The 17,679-nt window shown below is 62.3% G+C and carries 13 protein-coding genes and 1 pseudogene; 11 read left to right on the top strand and 3 right to left on the bottom strand.

Going from position 1 to position 17,679, the window contains the following annotated elements; translation table 11 throughout:
* The first annotated feature begins 13 nt into the window (after nt 1–13).
* From ACSBOB_RS33685 to ACSBOB_RS33665, 5 genes are all read left to right on the top strand, one after another.
* Nucleotides 14–1,600 (top strand): ABC transporter substrate-binding protein, encoded by a 1,587-nt coding sequence (locus ACSBOB_RS33685; RefSeq protein ID WP_442580339.1) that lies wholly within the window; start codon nt 14–16, stop codon nt 1,598–1,600.
* Nucleotides 1,601–1,661: 61 nt separating this feature from the next.
* On the top strand, nt 1,662–2,009 hold the full coding sequence (locus tag ACSBOB_RS33680; RefSeq protein WP_442580338.1) for a hypothetical protein: 348 nt from the start codon (nt 1,662–1,664) through the stop codon (nt 2,007–2,009).
* Nucleotides 2,006–4,246 carry a N,N-dimethylformamidase beta subunit family domain-containing protein gene (locus tag ACSBOB_RS33675; protein ID WP_442580337.1) on the top strand — a complete coding sequence of 747 codons (2,241 nt, stop codon included), beginning with the start codon at nt 2,006–2,008 and terminating at the stop codon, nt 4,244–4,246. Before ACSBOB_RS33680 ends, ACSBOB_RS33675 begins: the two co-directional genes overlap by 4 nt.
* A 7-nt stretch (nt 4,247–4,253) precedes the next feature.
* Entirely contained in the window at nt 4,254–5,570 is a 1,317-nt protein-coding gene (locus ACSBOB_RS33670) for an alanine racemase (RefSeq protein WP_442583922.1), read from the top strand.
* A gap of 31 nt (nt 5,571–5,601) precedes the next feature.
* Nucleotides 5,602–6,420, top strand: a complete 819-nt coding sequence (locus ACSBOB_RS33665; RefSeq protein ID WP_442580336.1) for an SDR family oxidoreductase — start codon at nt 5,602–5,604, stop codon at nt 6,418–6,420.
* 1 nt (nt 6,421) lies between these two features.
* On the opposite strand, the gene ACSBOB_RS33660 is transcribed toward ACSBOB_RS33665, so the two are convergent.
* From ACSBOB_RS33660 to ACSBOB_RS33650, 3 genes and pseudogenes are all read right to left on the bottom strand, one after another.
* Complete coding sequence (locus ACSBOB_RS33660; RefSeq protein WP_442580335.1) at nt 6,422–7,057, bottom strand: GntR family transcriptional regulator; 636 nt, start codon at nt 7,055–7,057, stop codon at nt 6,422–6,424.
* A gap of 358 nt (nt 7,058–7,415) precedes the next feature.
* A pseudogene (locus tag ACSBOB_RS33655) lies at nt 7,416–8,117 on the bottom strand (IS6 family transposase).
* A gap of 138 nt (nt 8,118–8,255) precedes the next feature.
* A complete protein-coding gene (locus ACSBOB_RS33650) occupies nt 8,256–10,877 on the bottom strand; it encodes a LuxR C-terminal-related transcriptional regulator (protein WP_442580334.1) in 2,622 nt (873 codons plus the stop codon).
* A gap of 137 nt (nt 10,878–11,014) precedes the next feature.
* Here ACSBOB_RS33650 and ACSBOB_RS33645 point away from each other — a divergent pair, with 137 nt between their 5' ends.
* The 6 genes from ACSBOB_RS33645 to ACSBOB_RS33620 all read left to right on the top strand — a co-directional run bounded on the left by ACSBOB_RS33645 (nt 11,015) and on the right by ACSBOB_RS33620 (nt 17,576).
* On the top strand, nt 11,015–12,436 hold the full coding sequence (locus ACSBOB_RS33645; protein ID WP_442580333.1) for an amidase: 1,422 nt from the start codon (nt 11,015–11,017) through the stop codon (nt 12,434–12,436).
* Between the two features lie 30 nt (nt 12,437–12,466).
* Nucleotides 12,467–14,017 (top strand): ABC transporter substrate-binding protein, encoded by a 1,551-nt coding sequence (locus ACSBOB_RS33640; RefSeq protein WP_442580332.1) that lies wholly within the window; start codon nt 12,467–12,469, stop codon nt 14,015–14,017.
* Between the two features lie 85 nt (nt 14,018–14,102).
* Entirely contained in the window at nt 14,103–15,029 is a 927-nt protein-coding gene (locus ACSBOB_RS33635) for an ABC transporter permease (RefSeq protein WP_442580331.1), read from the top strand.
* Nucleotides 15,026–15,871, top strand: a complete 846-nt coding sequence (locus ACSBOB_RS33630; protein ID WP_442580330.1) for an ABC transporter permease — start codon at nt 15,026–15,028, stop codon at nt 15,869–15,871. The genes ACSBOB_RS33635 and ACSBOB_RS33630 overlap by 4 nt, the downstream gene beginning before the upstream one ends.
* On the top strand, nt 15,868–16,692 hold the full coding sequence (locus ACSBOB_RS33625; RefSeq protein ID WP_442580329.1) for an ABC transporter ATP-binding protein: 825 nt from the start codon (nt 15,868–15,870) through the stop codon (nt 16,690–16,692). Before ACSBOB_RS33630 ends, ACSBOB_RS33625 begins: the two co-directional genes overlap by 4 nt.
* Nucleotides 16,689–17,576, top strand: coding sequence for an ATP-binding cassette domain-containing protein (locus tag ACSBOB_RS33620; protein WP_442580328.1), 888 nt, complete (start codon nt 16,689–16,691; stop codon nt 17,574–17,576). The genes ACSBOB_RS33625 and ACSBOB_RS33620 overlap by 4 nt, the downstream gene beginning before the upstream one ends.
* The last annotated feature ends 103 nt before the right edge of the window (nt 17,577–17,679 follow it).

Genomic DNA, 17,679 nt, shown 5'->3' with positions numbered 1-17,679 from the left:
TGGGAGAATTATCGTGGTGGAACGCAGAGATTTGATCAAGGGCTCCGCCGCCGTCGCGGTTGCGCTTGCTTTCGGCTTGCCGGGACGTGCTCTTGCGCAAGACAAGAAGGTCCTCAAATTCGTGCCACAGGCCGATCTCGCGATGATCGACCCTCATGGCACGCCTGCGTATGTAACACGCAACCATGCGCTGATGGTGTTCGACACGCTCTACGGCGTCGATTCGAACAATGTGCCGCAACCACAGATGGTCGAAACGGGCCAGGTGTCCGATGACGGCCTGCTCTGGACGCTCACCTTGCGCGAAGGCTTGATGTTCCATGACGGAAGTGCGGTGCGCGGCGCCGACGTCGTAGCCAGCCTCAAGCGGTGGATGCAGAAGGACGGATTCGGCCAGGCTCTAGCGCCCGCACTGGAAGAGTTGGCCGCGCCGGACGACCGGACCGTCACCTTCAAGCTGTCGCGGCCGTTCCCCCTGCTGCCCGACCTGCTGGGTAAGACGGCTTCGTATTCCACCGGCATCATGCCCGAGCGCCTTGCCGCGACCGACGCGAACACCCCGCTGGAGGAGATCATCGGCTCCGGGCCCTACCGGTACGTCATGTCGGAACGCATCCCCGGTTCGCTGAACGTCTACAAAAAGTTCGCGGAATACGCGCCGCGCAGCGAGCCCGCCGACAATCTGGCCGGCGGCAAGATTGCGAATTTCGATCGCATCGAGTGGCACACGATCCCAGATCCTGCGACCGCAGCGGCCGCGCTGCAGGGCGGTGAAGTCGACTGGTGGGAGCAGCCGACGGCTGACCTGATCCCGATCTTCGAGGGCGCCGATGTCACGGTGGCCGTCAAGGACACGACGGGCAATCTCGGCCTTCTGAGACTGAACTTTCTCCAGCCGCCCTTCGACAACGCGAAGATTCGCGAGGTCGTTCTCAAGGCCGTCAACCAGCGCGACTACATGCTAGCAGCGGTAGGCGAAAACGAAGCGCTCTGGTCTGTGCCTCAGGGAATCTTCAATCCGAAATCCGCGCTGGCCAGCACCGACGGGCTGGAAAGCTTCATCGAGACGAAGAACTACGAGGCGCTGAAGCAGGAACTGATCGACGCCGGCTACAAGGGCGAGACGATCGTTCTGTTGTCGACCGCCGACTATCCGGTCATCAACGCCTTCGGCGAAGTGGCCGCGGACATGATGCGCAAGATCGGTATGACGGTCGATCTTCAGGTTCAGGACTGGGCTACCATGGCGAGCCGGATGAAGAACAAGGGCGATCCGGCGTCTGGCGGCTATCACGCTTTCGGCAATTTCTCCGCCGGTGCGGGCGCGATGAACACTGCCGCCCACACCTATCTGCGTGCGGGCGCGACTGCTTTCGACGGGTGGCCGAACATCCCCGAGATCGAAGACCTGCGCACCGCCTGGCTAAGTGCGGCAAGCGTCGAGGAGCAGGCCGAGATCGGCCGCAAGATCCAGGAGGTCGCGTTGAAGGAAGTGCCGTTTATCCCGCTCGGTCTCTTTTACTTTCCCACTGCCTTCAAGTCCGATCTGGAAGGGGTCCTAGACACGATGCCCGTGTTCTGGAACGTCGACCGCGACTGAACGGTGTGAAACACTTTCCGGCCCGGAGGATTGCTCCGGGCCGGGCCTTTGGAAAAGCGTTATGCTCAGAACCGACCCGGATACGGCTCAATTCCAGATCGACGGCACCCGCCTCGATCTTGCACGCGAGTTTCGCGATGCCCCGAAGGGACCGCACAGTCCCGATTTGCAGAAGATCGTGCATCGGATGCGCTGGTCGGGCGCCGGCGGTCGCTGGTGCATCGTTCCTCTGGAACCCGGTCGATTGTGGATACTCGCGCTGCTGCCTGAGAAGCGGGGAGGGGAAATCCGGACGTTTCCGGAAAAGTCGTTCACGTCGATCAATGACGCCGAGTGGCACGTGTTCAAGATCCGCTGGCAAGCCCTGACCGGACAGGCCCTGCCCAACGAACTGGATAACCAAGGATGAAAGACTCGACGAAGGTCGTTGGCTATGCCGCTCCGTGGAGCGTGGCGCCGGGTGAGACGGTGTCCTTCCATTTGTCCAGCGATGTGCTGGATCATGCATCAGCGCGCGTCGTGCGTGTGCGCTATGCCGATCCGGACGCCCGCACGGGCGGCATGAAACTCTATCATATACCCACGCCCATCGACGGCGAGCTGCCCCTCTCGTTCCATCCGGTGCACAACGGAAGCTGGGGAGAGATCCCGGATCGGCCTTGCCTCGATATCCCCGGCGATTTCAGCATCGGCGCCTGGGTCTATCCGACGCTTCTGAACGATGCCGAACAGGTGATCGTCGCGCGCCGGAACGCGGGCACGGGCGAAGGGTGGCGGCTATTCATCGCCACGGATGGGCGTCTTGCTTTCGAAATCGGCGGTGGCGGTCGTAGCGCGCTCGCGATCGCGGAGACGCCCATCCTGATCCGCGAATGGATTTTCGTTATGGCGTCCTATTCCTCTCGGGATGGCATCTTGTCCCTTCATGCCGAAGGTCTCTGCTGCGACGGAGGTCGGGAACAGCGCGTGGACGCCGAGTGTTACGCCGGTTTCCGGCCAGGCTGGCCGCACGGCATTCCCTTGAGTTTTGCTGCAGAAATGTCGGGGGCGTCGTCTCTTGTTTCGCGCACCTGCCATCACTACAACGGCAAAATCGACCGTCCGCGTCTCTATGGTCGCGCGCTCGGGTGTGGGGCGATGCGCGCCTTGGTCGAGAACCTGACGCCGCCGGCGTCCGATCCCGATCTGATCGGTGCTTGGGATTTCGGTCGCGACATACCGGGCGATCGGCTTGACGATCTCTCGTCAAACGCTTTGCACGGCCGCGCCCATCGTCTGCCGATGCGTGCGGCAACCGGTGCGAACTGGACCGGCCTGCGTGGCGGCTGGACCGACATCCCCACCCAGTACGGCGCGATCCATTTCCACGAAGACGATATCGATGATGCGGGCTGGCCGGCCGCGACAGCGTGGACGGTTCCCGAAGGAATGAGGTCGGGCTTCTATACGCTCGAACTGTCCGCCGATCATGATGGGCTGCAAACGGAAAGTCACATCATCTTCTTCGTACGGCCGAAGCGCGGGCAAAAGACGGCCGATGTCGTGGTGATCGCGCCGACTGCAACATATCTCGCCTACGCGAACAACCATTCCCGGATCGACCAGACCCATTTCGAGGTCATGGCCGATGGATTGATGGTATTCTCGCCCGACGATCTCTATGCTCATGCCCATCGCGAGTTCGGCCCATCGCTTTACGATACCCGCAACGACTACAGCGGCGTCTGCTACTCGTCCTCGGCCCGGCCGATCCTCAACGGCAGGCCCAGCGCCTATACTTTCAACTACGTCAATGACACCCATCTCCTCGACTGGCTGGAGGAAATGGGGATTTCCTATGACGTGGTGACGGACGAGGATCTGCACCGCGAAGGCGCCGGATTGCTGTCGCCGTACCGGGTCGCGATGACGATGACGCACCCGGAATATACGTCGAGGGAGATGCTCGACGCGCTGCAGGCTTACCAGAACGGCGGCGGCCGTCACATGTACATGGGTGGCAACGGATTCTATTGGCGGATCGCCTTCCACCCGCAGCGTAGCGGCGTCATAGAACTGCGGCGCGGCACGACCGGCCTTCGCAGTTGGGAAGCCGAGGCGGGCGAGGACTGCCTCTCCTTCACCGGAGAGCCGAGCGGTCTGTGGCGTACCGCCGGGCGCGCGCCGCAAAGGTTGGCAGGCGTAGGTTTCTCGGCTCAGGTCTTCGACCGTTCGGCGTCCTACCGAAGGCTGCCGGACAGCGATCATCCGCGCGCCGCCTTCGTCATGGAGGGTATAGGCCCTGAAGAGACGATCGGCGACTTCGGTCTGCGGATGGGCGGGGCTGCCGGGCTCGAGATCGACCGTGCCGATCACGACCTCGGAACCGCGCCCGCCGCCATGATTCTCGCGACGGCCGACCGGACCGGCGCCGGCGGCATCCCCGCTCCTGAGGAATTGCCGGCGCTTCATCGCGGCTTTTCCGGCGAAGAGAGCACGATTTCACGGGCCGACATCGTATTGACGCCGACGGCGCGCGGCGGGGCCGTGTTTGCGGTCGGATCGATCGCCTGGTGCTGTTCGCTGTCGCACAACGGCTACGACAACAACGTCGCAAGGATCACCGAAAACGTCCTGCGCCGCTTTCTCGACCCCGAGCCGATCTGAGGTGTTCATGAGCATGTCCGATGACCAAGCCCTGCACTCGCCTCGTGCATGGGAAGCGCCACTGACCAGCCTCGACAAGGGCGTGCCGACGCTTGCCGAGCCCATAGCGTTGAAAGACGTCGCGGCGCAGCGGTGGAACCTGCTTGCGGAAGATCTTCCCCTGCCCGCTGCGATTCTGCGCGAAAGCGCGCTACGCAACAATAGTGGCTGGATGCGGGGTTTCCTGGAAGGGGCCGACGCCGATATAGCTCCCCACGGCAAAACGAGCATGGCACCCGCCCTTTTTGATCTGCAGATTGCGGACGGCGCATGGGCCATCACGGTTTCCACGCCACAGCACTTCGCGGTGGCCTGCGCTTTCGGATACCGCCGGATTTTCATGGCCAATCAACTGATAGGGCGTCGCAACATCCGCGACGTCCTTGGCGCCCTGAAGACCTCGCCGGAAGTGGAATTCTTTTGCCTCATCGACGACATCGACAATGCGGCGGCGCTTGCCGCCTCGGTGCGCGAGTGCGGGTCTGGAAGGCGGCTGAACGTGCTGGTCGAACTCGGCTATCACGGGGGGCGCACCGGCTGTCGAACCGCCGAGGCTGCTCTGACGGCCGCGCGGGCGGTGGCCGCCGAAGCAGACGCGCTTTGCCTCGCGGGCATAGAAGGGTTCGAGGGCCTTCTCTACAATGACGGTGCGCCGGAGGTCGTCGCCCAGGTCAACGCCCTGCTCGACGGCATGGTATCTGTAGCGGAAGGCGCGGATACCGAAGGACTTTTCGGATCGGACGAAGTTCTGCTTTCCGCCGGCGGTTCCGCCTATTACGACATCGTCGCAAATCGACTTGCCGAAACCCGGCTGACGCGCCCCAAGCGTGTGCTTATCCGTTCCGGCTGCTACATCACCCACGATTCGTATATGTATGTGCGGGCTCGGGCCGCTCTCGCCAGACGCGATCCAGCGCTTGCCGCGACGGGTGGCCTACAGGCGGCGCTCGAGGTTTGGGCCTATGTCCAGTCGCGGCCCGAGCGCGAAAAGGCGATCGTGGCGTTCGGCAAACGGGATGCTTCCCACGACGATCCTCCTCTTGCGCTGAAATGGTTTCGGCCCGGATTGCATGCCGAACCGCAGGCCGTGCCTGCAGGGCATGAGGTGGTACGTCTCAACGACCAGCACTGCCATTTGCGCGTTCCGGTGGATTCGCCGCTGCGCACGGGGGACATGCTTGGGTTCGGCATCTCCCATCCGTGCCTCACCTTCGACAAGTGGCGCGTGATGCACCTGGTGGACGACGGATACCGGGTCACCGGCTCGATACGCACCTATTTCTGAGCCCGATGGCTTGCAGCAAAGGAACTTTGAAATGAATGCAGGCATGGTGGTGATGATCACCGGGGCGGCGAGCGGCATCGGCGCGGCCGTTGCGGAACTCGCACTAGCGGCGGGACATCGCGTGGTGATCGCCGATATCGATTTGGTGCGAGCCGAGGAAACCGCGGCGCGATTTGGACCCGGCGCCTGGGCGCTGGAACTCGACATCACGTCCGAAGGGAACTGGCAGATAGCGCTCGACGAAGTCTGGAGACGAGAGAAACGGCTGGACGTGCTGGTCAATAACGCGGCCATCGTCCACACGGGCTGGGCGCGGGACCTTTCGCTGTCTGCGCACAGCCAGACCATTCAGACCAACTGCCTCGGCGCGATCAACGGCATGATGAGCGCATTGCCCCGTCTCAAGGCGCAGGGGTGCGGCCACCTTGTCACGGTCGCGAGCATGGTCGCCTTTCTGCCATATCCGGGCCTTGCGAGTTATGCCGCGGCGAAGCACGCACTGCGCGCTTTCCACGTCGCGCTCTCCATCGAAGAGCGGGAGAGCCCGGTTGCCTTCACGCTGGTCTACCCGGGTGCCACGGAAACGCCGATGCTGGAAAAGGAGGCAAGAGACGATGCGCTCGCACTGGCCTTCGCCGGCGTGCCCATGACCGCGGCGGATGTTGCGGAAGCCATCGTAAAAGCGATCGAGACACGTCCCGACGAGATCTACCTGCCGCCGGAAAGAGGCGAGGCGGTGAAGGCTCTCGGCGTGGACATCAAGGCTCTTCGCAGACACGTCGAAACCAACACTGCTGTCGGATGGGAGCGCCTCCAGGTGCGACGCCAGCGCATGACGGGAAAAGCCTGAGTTAAGCTGGGCGGGGCAGAGCGTCCGGCTGCGCGCCGCCAGCAGCCTTCTGCGCCTCCAGATAGCGCAGGATACGATAGGAGCCCTCCCGCAAATCCCGAACCAGAAGCTCGCCCGCTTCGGCTGGAGACCGTCTGCGCAAGGCGTCAATGATCATCAGATGGGGATGCACGTCAGAGTTTGCATGTCTGATATGCGGATATTGCGAATTCACAAAAGGACCGGCTAACAGCCAGAGGTTCTCGATGACCCGTACCAGCGTTTCGTTCCGCGATGCGCGGTAAATGGTGAAATGAAAATTTTGGTTGGCGACGAGTGCGTCATGCCAGTTCTCGGCGGCTTCGCCCTGCTTGAAACGCTGATGGTATTCGCCGAGGGTGTCCAGTTCTTCAGAGGTGATGTGGACGGAAGCCAGTTCTCCGGCAAGTCGCTCCAGTGGCACCCGCGTCTCGCGAATGTCCAGATAGACCGGCACGTCGAGAAAGGGAACGCGCGGCTGATAGCCGGTGCGCAGTTCCAGGGCGCCTTCACGCACAAGCTGGAAAATAGCCTCGCGAACCGGGGTCGCAGACGTGTTCAACGCGGTAGCCAACCGGCTGATGGAAAGGCGCGCACCTGGAGCGTGCAGACCAGTCATCAGTTCCAGCCTCAGATGGGCATAGATCCGCTCCGACAGGCTGTCTCGGGAGAGATTGGGCGGGCTGCCGTTCGTATCTGTGTCTCCCCTAGCCAAATTTGAACAGTCTCCGATTCAAACCGAACGGTTGCCTGATAGCACGCGCCAACGGTGTTGTGAAATCTCCGGTTCCGTCCGTTCTGTCCTGGCAAGGACGCAAGTGTAAGGCCTTGTCGCCAGTCCTTCCTCAGACGAAAGCGGGATGAGACGGGCTCCTCCCGGCAGGCGAATTGCCAACCTGGCGGGATCGCCCGGAGGAGGCTGAAGGGCGATGTCACGTTGTCTGGCTGCGAACGCGCAGAGACCTTCGGCGCTTTTGTCAGCTGAGCACGGTCACGGCTTTCCACTCCGCCATGGCCTGCAGGCGGTGAATATGTGTGGAGAGAGCGGAGCGTTTTGAGCGCGGTGGAACGAAGAGGTTGCGCAGAGCCGAGAAGATCGAGACGAAACGCTGCAGGTTTCCTGGCGATCGAAAGCTCTGCATCACCCGCTCTCGTTTTCGCAGCGGCACATGGGAATTCTCGGCGCCGTTGTTCAATCCTTTGTGTGACCGGTGCTCGACATCCGGCATCATCTGACGCTTGGCCGCTCCATACGAGCGCAGCTTGTCAGTGATCATGCGCTTTGGTGCGACGCCCTGTTTCTTCAATGGGCGCGTCAGCAATCGCTTGGCCGCCCTGGCGTTGCGGCGGTTTTGGACGATCTCGTCGAGGACATAGCCGTCCTGATCGGCGGCGCGCCATAGCCAGTGTTTTCGGCCAGCAATGGTGATGACGACTTCATCCAGGTGCCAGATGTCATCGCGGCTCGGCTGCTTGCGGCGCAAGCGGCGAGCCTAATCGGGCCCGAACTTCTTGCCCCAGCGGCGGATCGTTTCGGAGGAGACCACGATGCCGCGCTCCAGCAGCATTTCCTCGACCAGACGCAGGCTCAAGGGGAACCGGTAGCAGAGCCAGACCGCATGGGCGATAATCTGCGGCGGGAAACGATGGCGCTTGTAGCTGATCGCAGGCATTATCATGCCACCGTCCCCATGCAGCAAATGCTGGCCAAGGGCTTACGTGACAGCACCTCGCCGGTTACGCCATCGAGTCGGAGTCGGCCGAACAGGGCTGACCGCGCTTCACCAAACTCGTCAAAGCTGCCAACTTGGCTTGGGCTACAGCGCCCTTATGACGGCTTCGGTTCTGCTTCGAACATTCAGTTTGCTGAAGATGTTTTTCGCGTGGGTTTTGACAGTGTTGATGTTGATGCCCAGGGCATCGCCGATTTCATGGTTTCGAGCTCCCATGCGCATCAGAACAAACACTTCATACTCGCGCGGGGTCAGGTTGCTCGCGTTGATGAAGTCGGGTGAAACATTCGCGGCCGAGCGTTCGTCTTGCTGACGGTCACGAGAATCCACAGGCCCGTGCTCGTCGAGGGCCGCCGATAGCCCAGCCGCCTCCAGATCATTCCTTAGCTGTTGCCGGCCAGGATCAAAGTGCGAGATGCGGCTAGCTACCGCTCGACACAACAGAGCCGATGTATTTCGCGAATCTGCCGTTGCCCTGGCTTCTAGCCCCTGCAGGATCGGATTCGCGTCATCTGCCACAAGCCCTGCGACCGCCGCACGCGCCATCAGGATTCCGAACGGTTCCCATATCTGCCAGATCCGGGGGCCAAACCGCGTCTCGGCTTCGCTCTTTTGCCGCAGCACCTGCCCGAGCGGCGGCTGCGCTGCGGTCAAATCGCCCGTGCGGATCGCGCGATCCGCTGCCTCGATGTTCAGCCGGAACTCCATTCTCAAGTCTTCTTCTTCGATAGCCGCGCGCCGGAAACGTCGTAACAAGGCGCTGGCTTCGCTTGCGCGGCCCTGCCGATCATGAATCTGGACGAGGCCGAGGATCGCTATCAGCTTGCGCTCCCATAGACCTGGTATACCGGCGCCATCCGCGACGGGAAGAGCCGCGGAGAACAACGCCTCGGCCTGCGCGTAGCTGCGGCGATTCAACGCCAAGATACCGAGCAGCGCGGAGGGTAGAGCAATCATGTAGGAGCCATCGCTGAAGTGCTGCCGAGCGATATCGATGGCACTGCCCAGCACCCGATCCGCGTCCTCCCAGCGACTGCGTGCGAGGTAAGACATGCCAGCGATGCACAGCGAGTGGATGCGTCCCCAATGGCAATTTATCTCGTCATAGATCGTATTGGCACGCCAGGTTAGCCGTTCGGCCTGTTCGAGGTCTCCTTCGTTGAAGGCGACATAGGCGTGGATCGAGAGCAGATCGACCTGGCCGAAAGGAAGGTTGTCGAGACTGGTCCTGGTGGCGCGATCGATATGGCCGCGTGCACTCACCAGATCGCCGCCATAGGCTCCGATCAGCCCTCGCATCAGGTCGATGCGGCCCGCAAGGTTCATTCCGCTGCTTTCGGCGATCTGCCGCAATGGTCCGTTTTGCCGTTCAGCAAGCTCGAGCTTCTGCAGGGTCTGCTCCGCCTGAAGGAACTGGCGGAGGTTTATGTACCGCCAAACCATCAAGAGCATGAGCAGAGGACGGGCCTCGCGGTTTTCCCGCGGCAGCTGCGCCATCCAGCCGGAGTAGGTCTCGAAGCGGCCGTAGCTGAGATAGTCGAAGGTGCAGTAGCGCTCGATCAGCGCGGCTGCCTGTTCGGGCCGATTAGCCAAGAACGCATGTCGAACCGCGTCGAACGGCATGTTCGCCTGAATGTACCAGTCGGAGGCCCGGGAATGGAGTTCCGGTATCAGGGCTGGCTGGCGGGTTTGCAATCGGGCCACTAGGAAGTCCTGAAACAGCTGATGATATTTGTACCAGCGGCGTGAACTCGGCAATTCGGTTAGGAACAGTTGCGCGCGCTCTATCTCCGCCAGAGTCGCGGCGGAGCCGTCGATACCGGTAACGGCGTCGCAAAGCTCCGGGGTCAGCGCTTCAAGAACCGACGTGTACTCCAGGAATCGATACAGATTGTCGGGCAGCCCGGCGATTACTTCATCGAGAAAATATTCGGCATATTCCCTCTGGCTGCCTGCGGGGGCGTATTGAAGGAATACATTGCCCGGGGCGTCGTCGATCAGCGTGGTGAGGCGCAGCCCTGCCGCCCAACCCTCAGTCGAATTGTGCAGCAGCTCGCTTTCCGGTGGTGTGAGATCGCGGCCAAGAGCCGCCTTGAAAAAGAGCTGAATCTCCCGAGCCGAAAACTGCAGTTCCTTCGTCGAGAGTTCGAGCAGTTCGCCCTTCAGTCTATACCGGCCGAGCGGCAGAGCTGGACGATTGCGCCCGGAAACGACGAGGGTAAACCCTTCGGGCGCCTCGCGCAGGAGCCGTGTGAGCGTTCGGATTTCGGCGTCACCTTCGACGAGATGAAAGTCGTCGATGAAAAGCGTCAGCCGGGTGCGTCCGATGGGGTTTTGTCTCAGATCGCCGAGGGCGGAAACCAGGCGCGTGTCCGGGTCCTCGCCGTCGGGCAGCGGAGGAGGATCCGCCGCGTCTTCGGATACGGCGCGCCATACTGCGCGGAGCAGGCAGTCGGCGAGGTGGAGATGTTGCCCCTCATTGTCCGTCGCCGAATACCATGCAATGAGCGCGCTATCACTGCGCATGACCTGGGCCCACTGGCTCAGCAGGCTGGTTTTACCAGAGCCGGCCGGAGCGTGCACGACGACCAGCCTGTAGCTTGGCAGTGTCTGCGCATGGCCGCTTAGCCGTGGGCGGTCGACGAAGCCGGGCTGCAACCTCGGGGCAGAGGTGTTTCTGTCGCTGTATCTCGTCCTGCTCATCATGCCTCACACTTTCGGGTGATGCGGGATTTTTTTCAAGTACACCCTTTGGGATCATGTGTGCTTCCAACCTCCCCCGTAAGGTTCCGATCATCGAAAAGGCGGCGAACCGCCGATGCGTCGAGCAGGAAGGCTGCGAAGTGAAACTTAGCGAGTATGTCGAGTACGATGCAGTTGGTCTGGCGGAACTGGTCGCGCGGAGGCAGGCCTCTCCGGATGAACTCCTCGACCTCGCCCTTCAGGCGATGGAAGCGATAAATCCAGCCACTAACGCAATTGTGCATCATTTCCCGGACGAGGCGCGCCGCTTTATCGCTGAGGACATGGGCGCCGGGCCTTTCCGCGGCGTGCCGTTTCTCTTGAAGGACCTGACACAGCATTATGCGGGTCAGAGGACCGGGGCGGGTACCCAACTGCGGCAGGACCATCTGGCGGCAGAAGATACCGAGCTTGTTCGTCGATACAAAAAGGCGGGCTTCGTCATCTTCGGCAAGACGGCTGTCCCCGAGCTGGCGATGGACTGGACGACGCGCTCGCGTATCCACGGCGAAACGAACAATCCCTGGAACACGGCGCATACCTCAGGGACATCGAGCGGCGGTACCGCAGCTGCCGTGGCTGCAGGCGTGGTGCCGGCAGGGCACGGCAACGACGGCGGCGGGTCCATCCGGGTTCCTTCCTCCTGTTGCGGCGTCTTTGGCCTGAAGCCTACGCGAGGGAGAAATCCTGCCGCTCCAGCGGGTGCGACTTGGGACGGCATGCTGGTCGAGCACGTATTGACGCGCTCGGTCCGGGACAGCGCCGCCATTCTGGATGCCACCGCCGGACCCGCCGCAGGCCAGTTCTACCATAGCCCGTCGGGCGGCAATTTCGCTGGGGAAGTCCGCCGCGATCCCGGCAAGCTTCGCATAGGCGTACTGACACAGGCTCCTTATGGAGCCGCGACCCATACCGATTGTCTCGCGGCGGTCGAGGATGTCGTCGGTCTCCTGACGGGGTTGGGACATGATTGCGCCCCCGCGACCCTGACATTGCCGACGGACGGCTGGGCCAGCTTCGAAGCCTATATCCTCGCGGAATACGCGGCAGACATGCGTGTCGAGGCCGAACGGCTGGGGCGCCCGCTGACGGACGACGATTTCCCGCCGACGCTGCGCGAGATGATCGTTGCCGGCAACGGGCTCACCGCTGTCGACCAGCGCATAGCCACTGCCGGAGTGCACAGGGTCGCGCAGGCGGTCGACGCGATGTTCGACGGTTTCGACGTCATCCTGTCGCCGACACTGGCCAAGCCGCCGCTGCGGCATGACGAGTTCCCGCACGACGTCAGCATGTCCGATCACTACGGTTTCTATCTGTCCTGGATGCCCTACACGCACATCTACAATATCAGCGGTTCGCCTGCGATCACGGTGCCGCTGCATTGGAATGTGGCCGGTCTGCCCATCGGCGTCCAGTTCGCTGCGCGCCCGGCGTGCGAGGGCGTCCTGATACGCCTCGGCAGTCAACTCGAAGCAGCGCGACCGTGGTGGAACCGCCGTCCTCCCGTCTTCGCCGCCTGATCTGTATCAACAACCAAAAAGGGGAACCTGATGCCATTCCAATCCAATCGATCCCGTTTGACCGCCTACGCCTCCGTATTGACGATTGGCGCAGCATTGATCGCCGGCCCTACGCTGGCCAGTGAAGTCACGGTCGCCCGCGGCGTGGACGCCGATAGTCTCGACCCACACCGCGCCAGCACCACGCAGTCGCTCCAGGTCACCAGCATGATCTTCGACACGCTGCTGACGATGGCGGCGGACGGCTCGATCCATCCCGGACTGTCCAATGGATACGAAGCGTCGGAGGACGGTCTCGTCTACAGTTTCCCTATCCGGGACGCCGTGAAGTGCCAAGACGGCAGCACGTTTGACGCGGCGGCCGCGAAAACCAGCTTCGACCGCGCGATCGCTCCCGGGACGCTAAACCCGAATCTATCGGCGTGGGGACCCGTCGCGAGCACCTCGGTTGACGGCAACAAGTTCGTCGTGACGCTGAGCGAACCTTACGGACCTTTCGCGTCGTTTCTAACCAGCATCCAGGCAGGCTTCGTCTGCCCGGCGTCGTTCAGCGGGGCCGAGTTCAAGCCCATCGGTACAGGACCGTTCAAGCTGGAAAGCTGGGTGCGCAACGATGCCATCGTGCTGACGGCGAATGACGACTACGTCAACGTCCATCCGCTGGTCGAGAATCCCGGACGCCCGTACTTGGACAAGGTGACGTTGCGGGTGATCCCGGAAGCCGTCGCCCGCATGGCCGCGCTGCGTTCCGGCGAGGTCGATATCGTCGAGCCGTCGCTGGAAGAAGCCGCCGACTTGAAGGAAGACGCGAATTTCAAGGTCTATGCTGCCGAGTATTCGGGCCAACAGGTGCTCGCCGCCTTCACATGGCGTGTGCCCCCGCTCGACAACCCGGATATCCGGCGTGCGATCGGCATGGCGATGAACAAGGACGCCTATGCCAACATCGCCTATGAAGGTCTGGTCGTTCCGTCGAACTGCACCGTCGCACCTAACCTCTTCGCGGTGGACCAGGCGCTCTGCGCGGAGTGGGGTGTGAAATACGACGTGGACGCGGCGCGCGCGGCGATGGAAGCCGCGGGCTACAGCGCCAGCAACCCGCTGAAGGTGAACCTGCAGGTGCACAAGCTTCCCGGCTTCGACCAGATGCACCAGATCATGCAGCAGGACCTTGCCGAAATACATGTGCAGGCTGACATCCAGACCCGCGAGGTCGCCGCCTTCTTCGACTTCATGACGCAGGAGAACCTGAAGACCGACATCTCGCCGACCGTCTGGACCATGGGCATGTCCGGCGTCGATCCCGACTACATGTACTTCCTCTGGAAGCAGCCGGGTTTCGTCAGCATGGGCATCAACGACGAACTCGACGCCATGCTGACCGAGCAGCGCAAGCTGACGGGCGAGGCGCGTGTTGCAAAGATACAAGAGGCCGAGAAGTATCTGTTGACCAACGGCTACGCCATTCCGCTGATTTCGCCCGGCTGGAACTGGTTGATGGCATCGTCCGCCAAGGTCGACGGCTTCAAGCTCGGACACATGGTCTCCTTGATCTTCAACGACACCAAGGTATCGGAGTAAGACACCACAACGCGGCGCGGCGGTTTCGGACGCCGCGCCGATTGGCGCCGGCAAGGCATTCCGGAAGGAAAGACGAAAACAGGCGATGGTCCTTCTGATCCTCTGGCGGATTCTGATCGCCGCCTCGACCATAATCGTGGTGATCGTACTCGCGGGCATCCTGATCCATATCGTGCCGGGCGATCCCGTCACCGCCATGATGGCGCAATCCGTTTCGGCCACTCCCGAAGCCATGGCCGAGCTACGCAGCAAGCTTGGCCTCGATCTTCCGGTCTGGCATCAGGTGCTGAACTACCTTGCCAATGTGCTGAGGGGGGATCTCGGAACGACGATACGTGGCGGAGAGCCCGTCGCCGGTCTTCTGCTGATGCGCTTGCCGAACACCTTCATGCTCGCCACCGCCGGGCTGTTGACGGCCATGGCGATCGGTGTGCCCCTCGGCTTCCTTGCTGCACTCAACAGGGGCCGGTTCACCGACATGGCCATCATGGTCATCGCGGTGCTCGGCGTCTCCATTCCGGGGTTCTGGCTGGGTCTGGTGCTCATCCAGATCTTCGCGCTGAACCTCGGCTGGCTTCCAGTTGCGAGTTCCGGGTTCAAGGGCATGATCCTCCCCGCTCTGACGCTCGGCCTCTGCTATTCGGCTCTGATAGCGCGGATGACGCGGTCTTCCCTCGTTGACATCCTTTCGGAAGATTACATCAGGACCGCCCGCGCCAAGGGGCTCAGGGAACGAGAAGTCCTGCTCGTCCATGCGCTGAAACCCGCCTTAATCAGCATCGTCACCGTGGTCGGCCTTGTCTTTGCATATCTGATGGGCGGCCAAGTGGTGGTCGAGAACGTTTTCTCGTGGAACGGCATCGGCCGTCTGGCCGTGCAGGCCATGCTGGAACGCGACTATCCGATGATCCAGGGCTTTATCGTCGTGTTCGCTACGGCTGTCGTGATCGTCACCGCATCAATCGATATCCTCTACGGCCTGCTGGATCCTCGCATGAGGAGGCGCACATGATCGCCGCCACCGTGGCCCGACCTTCCCGAAAAATCCCTCCGGGACTCTGGATAGGTGGCGTGCTTTTGGCGCTACTCGTCGCTGCGGCGCTGCTGGCGCCGTGGATTTCGCCGTACGACCCCACCAAGATGGGAGTCGGCAAGCGATTGCTGGCGCCGGGAACGCAGTATGTGTTCGGCACTGACGAATTTGGCAGGGATCTGTTCAGCCGGGTGCTGGCCGGCGCGCGTCTCTCCCTGGGCATCGGAGTCGTCGCGGTCTGTACCGGGCTTGCGCTCGGCGGAGCCATCGGGCTGCTGGCAGCTTTCTCGGGACAGTTCCTGAGGTCCGCACTGCTGCGCGTAATCGATGTGCTCTACTCGTTCCCGGACACGCTCATTGCGCTCTCTCTCGTGGCTTTCCTCGGTCCAGGCATAACGAACGCAACGCTCGCCATCGCGATCTCGCTGATCCCGTTCTACGCCCGGGTCACCTACGGCCTCGCGGCCGCCGAGAGCGCTCGGCCCTACATCGAGGCCGCGAAGCTGGCGGGCATCGGTCACGCGCGACTTGTCCGGGTGCACGTAATGCCGAATATCGCACAAAGCCTTATCGTGATGGGGACCCTTGGCTTCTCCTCGGCCATCCTGTCGGCAGCGGGACTGTCTTTCCTCGGACTCGGTGTCCAACCGCCTTCGCCCGAATGGGGGGCCATCCTCTCTTCCGGTCGCAACTATATCAGCAAGGCGCCATGGATTCTCATCTTCCCCGGGCTTGCGATCGTATTTGCGGTCATGGCTCTGAATCTCGTCGGCGACAGCCTGCGCGATCTCGTCGATCCGCGCCAGAAAGGCCGGCGATGACCGCACTGCAGATCGAGAACCTTTCGGTGGGCTTCCGGACGGGCGGGCAGGACTTTTTTGCCGTCGACGACGTAAGCATCACGGTCGAGCCGGGCGAGATCGTGGCCCTCGTGGGTGAATCGGGCAGCGGCAAGAGCATGACCTCCCTCGCAGTGATGGGACTTCTGCCGAATGCTGCGAGCGTCACGGGTGAGATAACGGTGGGAGGCACGAAAGTGTCCGGTCTGTCGCGCAGGGAGATGGAGGATCTGCGCGGCCGCCGCATGGGCATGGTCTTTCAGGAGCCGATGACCTCGCTCAATCCGGTGCTGACGATCCGCCGGCAGATGACCGAGGGTCCGCGCCGTCATCTGGGCGTGGACCGGCCGGCGGCCGAAAGGCTGGCGCAGGATGCGTTGACCGAGGTCGGGATTCCGGATCCTGCGGCGGTCATGGGGCAATATCCCCACCAACTGTCAGGCGGCATGCGCCAGCGCGTTATGATCGCGGCAGCCCTGGCGCTCAAGCCCGCGCTGCTGATCGCCGACGAGCCGACCACCGCGCTGGACGTCACCGTTCAGGCGCAAGTCCTGGACCTCCTGGTCGCGCTGAAGCAGCGTAGCGGGTCGGGCATTTTGCTGATCACGCATGACATAGGGGTGGTTGCCGAAACCGCCGATCGCGTCGCGGTGATGCGGCGGGGGAAGGTGGTCGAGGCCGGTGCGGTGTCGCAAGTGCTGTTCTCGCCGCAGCACGAATACACCAGGACGCTCCTCGCGGCGCACCTCACCGTCGACGAGGCCCTTGCCCTTCGTGCCGCCGAGCGTGAGGGCATGTCGTGAACGCAACATCGCTTCTCAGAATGGAAAACATCCATCGTACATTCCGCAACGGCGCGCGCAGCGTAGCCGCTGCATCCGGCGTGTCCCTGGAGCTCCAACCGGGCGAAACACTGGGCATCGTGGGCGAGAGCGGTTCCGGCAAATCGACCGTTGGACGCATCGCCGCAGGGTTGGAAACGGCCGACAGCGGTCGGATCGTCATCGCCGGCAACGATGTTGCGCAGCTGCCGCGCAAGGCTCGTTTCGAGACCATGCGCAAGGTGCAGATGATTTTCCAGGACCCGTACTCCTCGCTCAATCCGCGGCTGAGGGTAGGGCTTCAGGTTGCCGAGGGCCTGCGCGATCGCAAGAACCTAGGGTATGCGCAAATACGCGAAAAGTTGCAGCAGCTTTTTACTGATGTCGGACTGTCGCCCGACCACATCGACCGTTATCCGCACGAATTTTCGGGAGGACAACGGCAACGCGTCGCGATCGCGCGGGCGATGGCTCCCGATCCGGAACTGATCGTGGCGGACGAACCGGTTTCAGCCCTGGACCTGACGGTGCAGGCGCAAATAATCAATCGGCTGATCCAGGCGCAAATGCAGCGCAGTCTGGCCTATCTTTTCATCTCGCACGATATCTCGGTGATTGCGCGTCTTTGCGACCGTGTGGCTGTGATGTATCGCGGTCGCATCGTCGAGCAAGGTTCCGCCGCGGATGTCATCCGTGACGCCCGCCACCCATACACGCGTAGTCTGCTCGCCGCAGTGCCGCGGCTGGACCATCGACGCGATGGCCGTTTGCCGGATCCGCCGTCGTCATTCCAGCAAGACGATGCTGACCCGTTAGAGGAGGTTGCGCCGGGACATCTGGTACGCCGTCGAAGCTGGACGTCCTAATAGGGCTTTGTCCTGGCGGGCGGCCGAGCGACAACACCATTCGACGGGAGATGACATCGGCTTTTCGATGGGTGTTGCGGCAAAGCCGATGTTCTGCCTGCCT

Source organism: Mesorhizobium sp. KACC 23794, assembly GCF_052180275.1.
GTDB lineage: Bacteria > Pseudomonadota > Alphaproteobacteria > Rhizobiales > Rhizobiaceae > Kumtagia.
The sequence above is the reverse complement of the archived record's forward strand: the minus strand, read 5'-3'. Positions and strand labels throughout refer to the sequence as shown.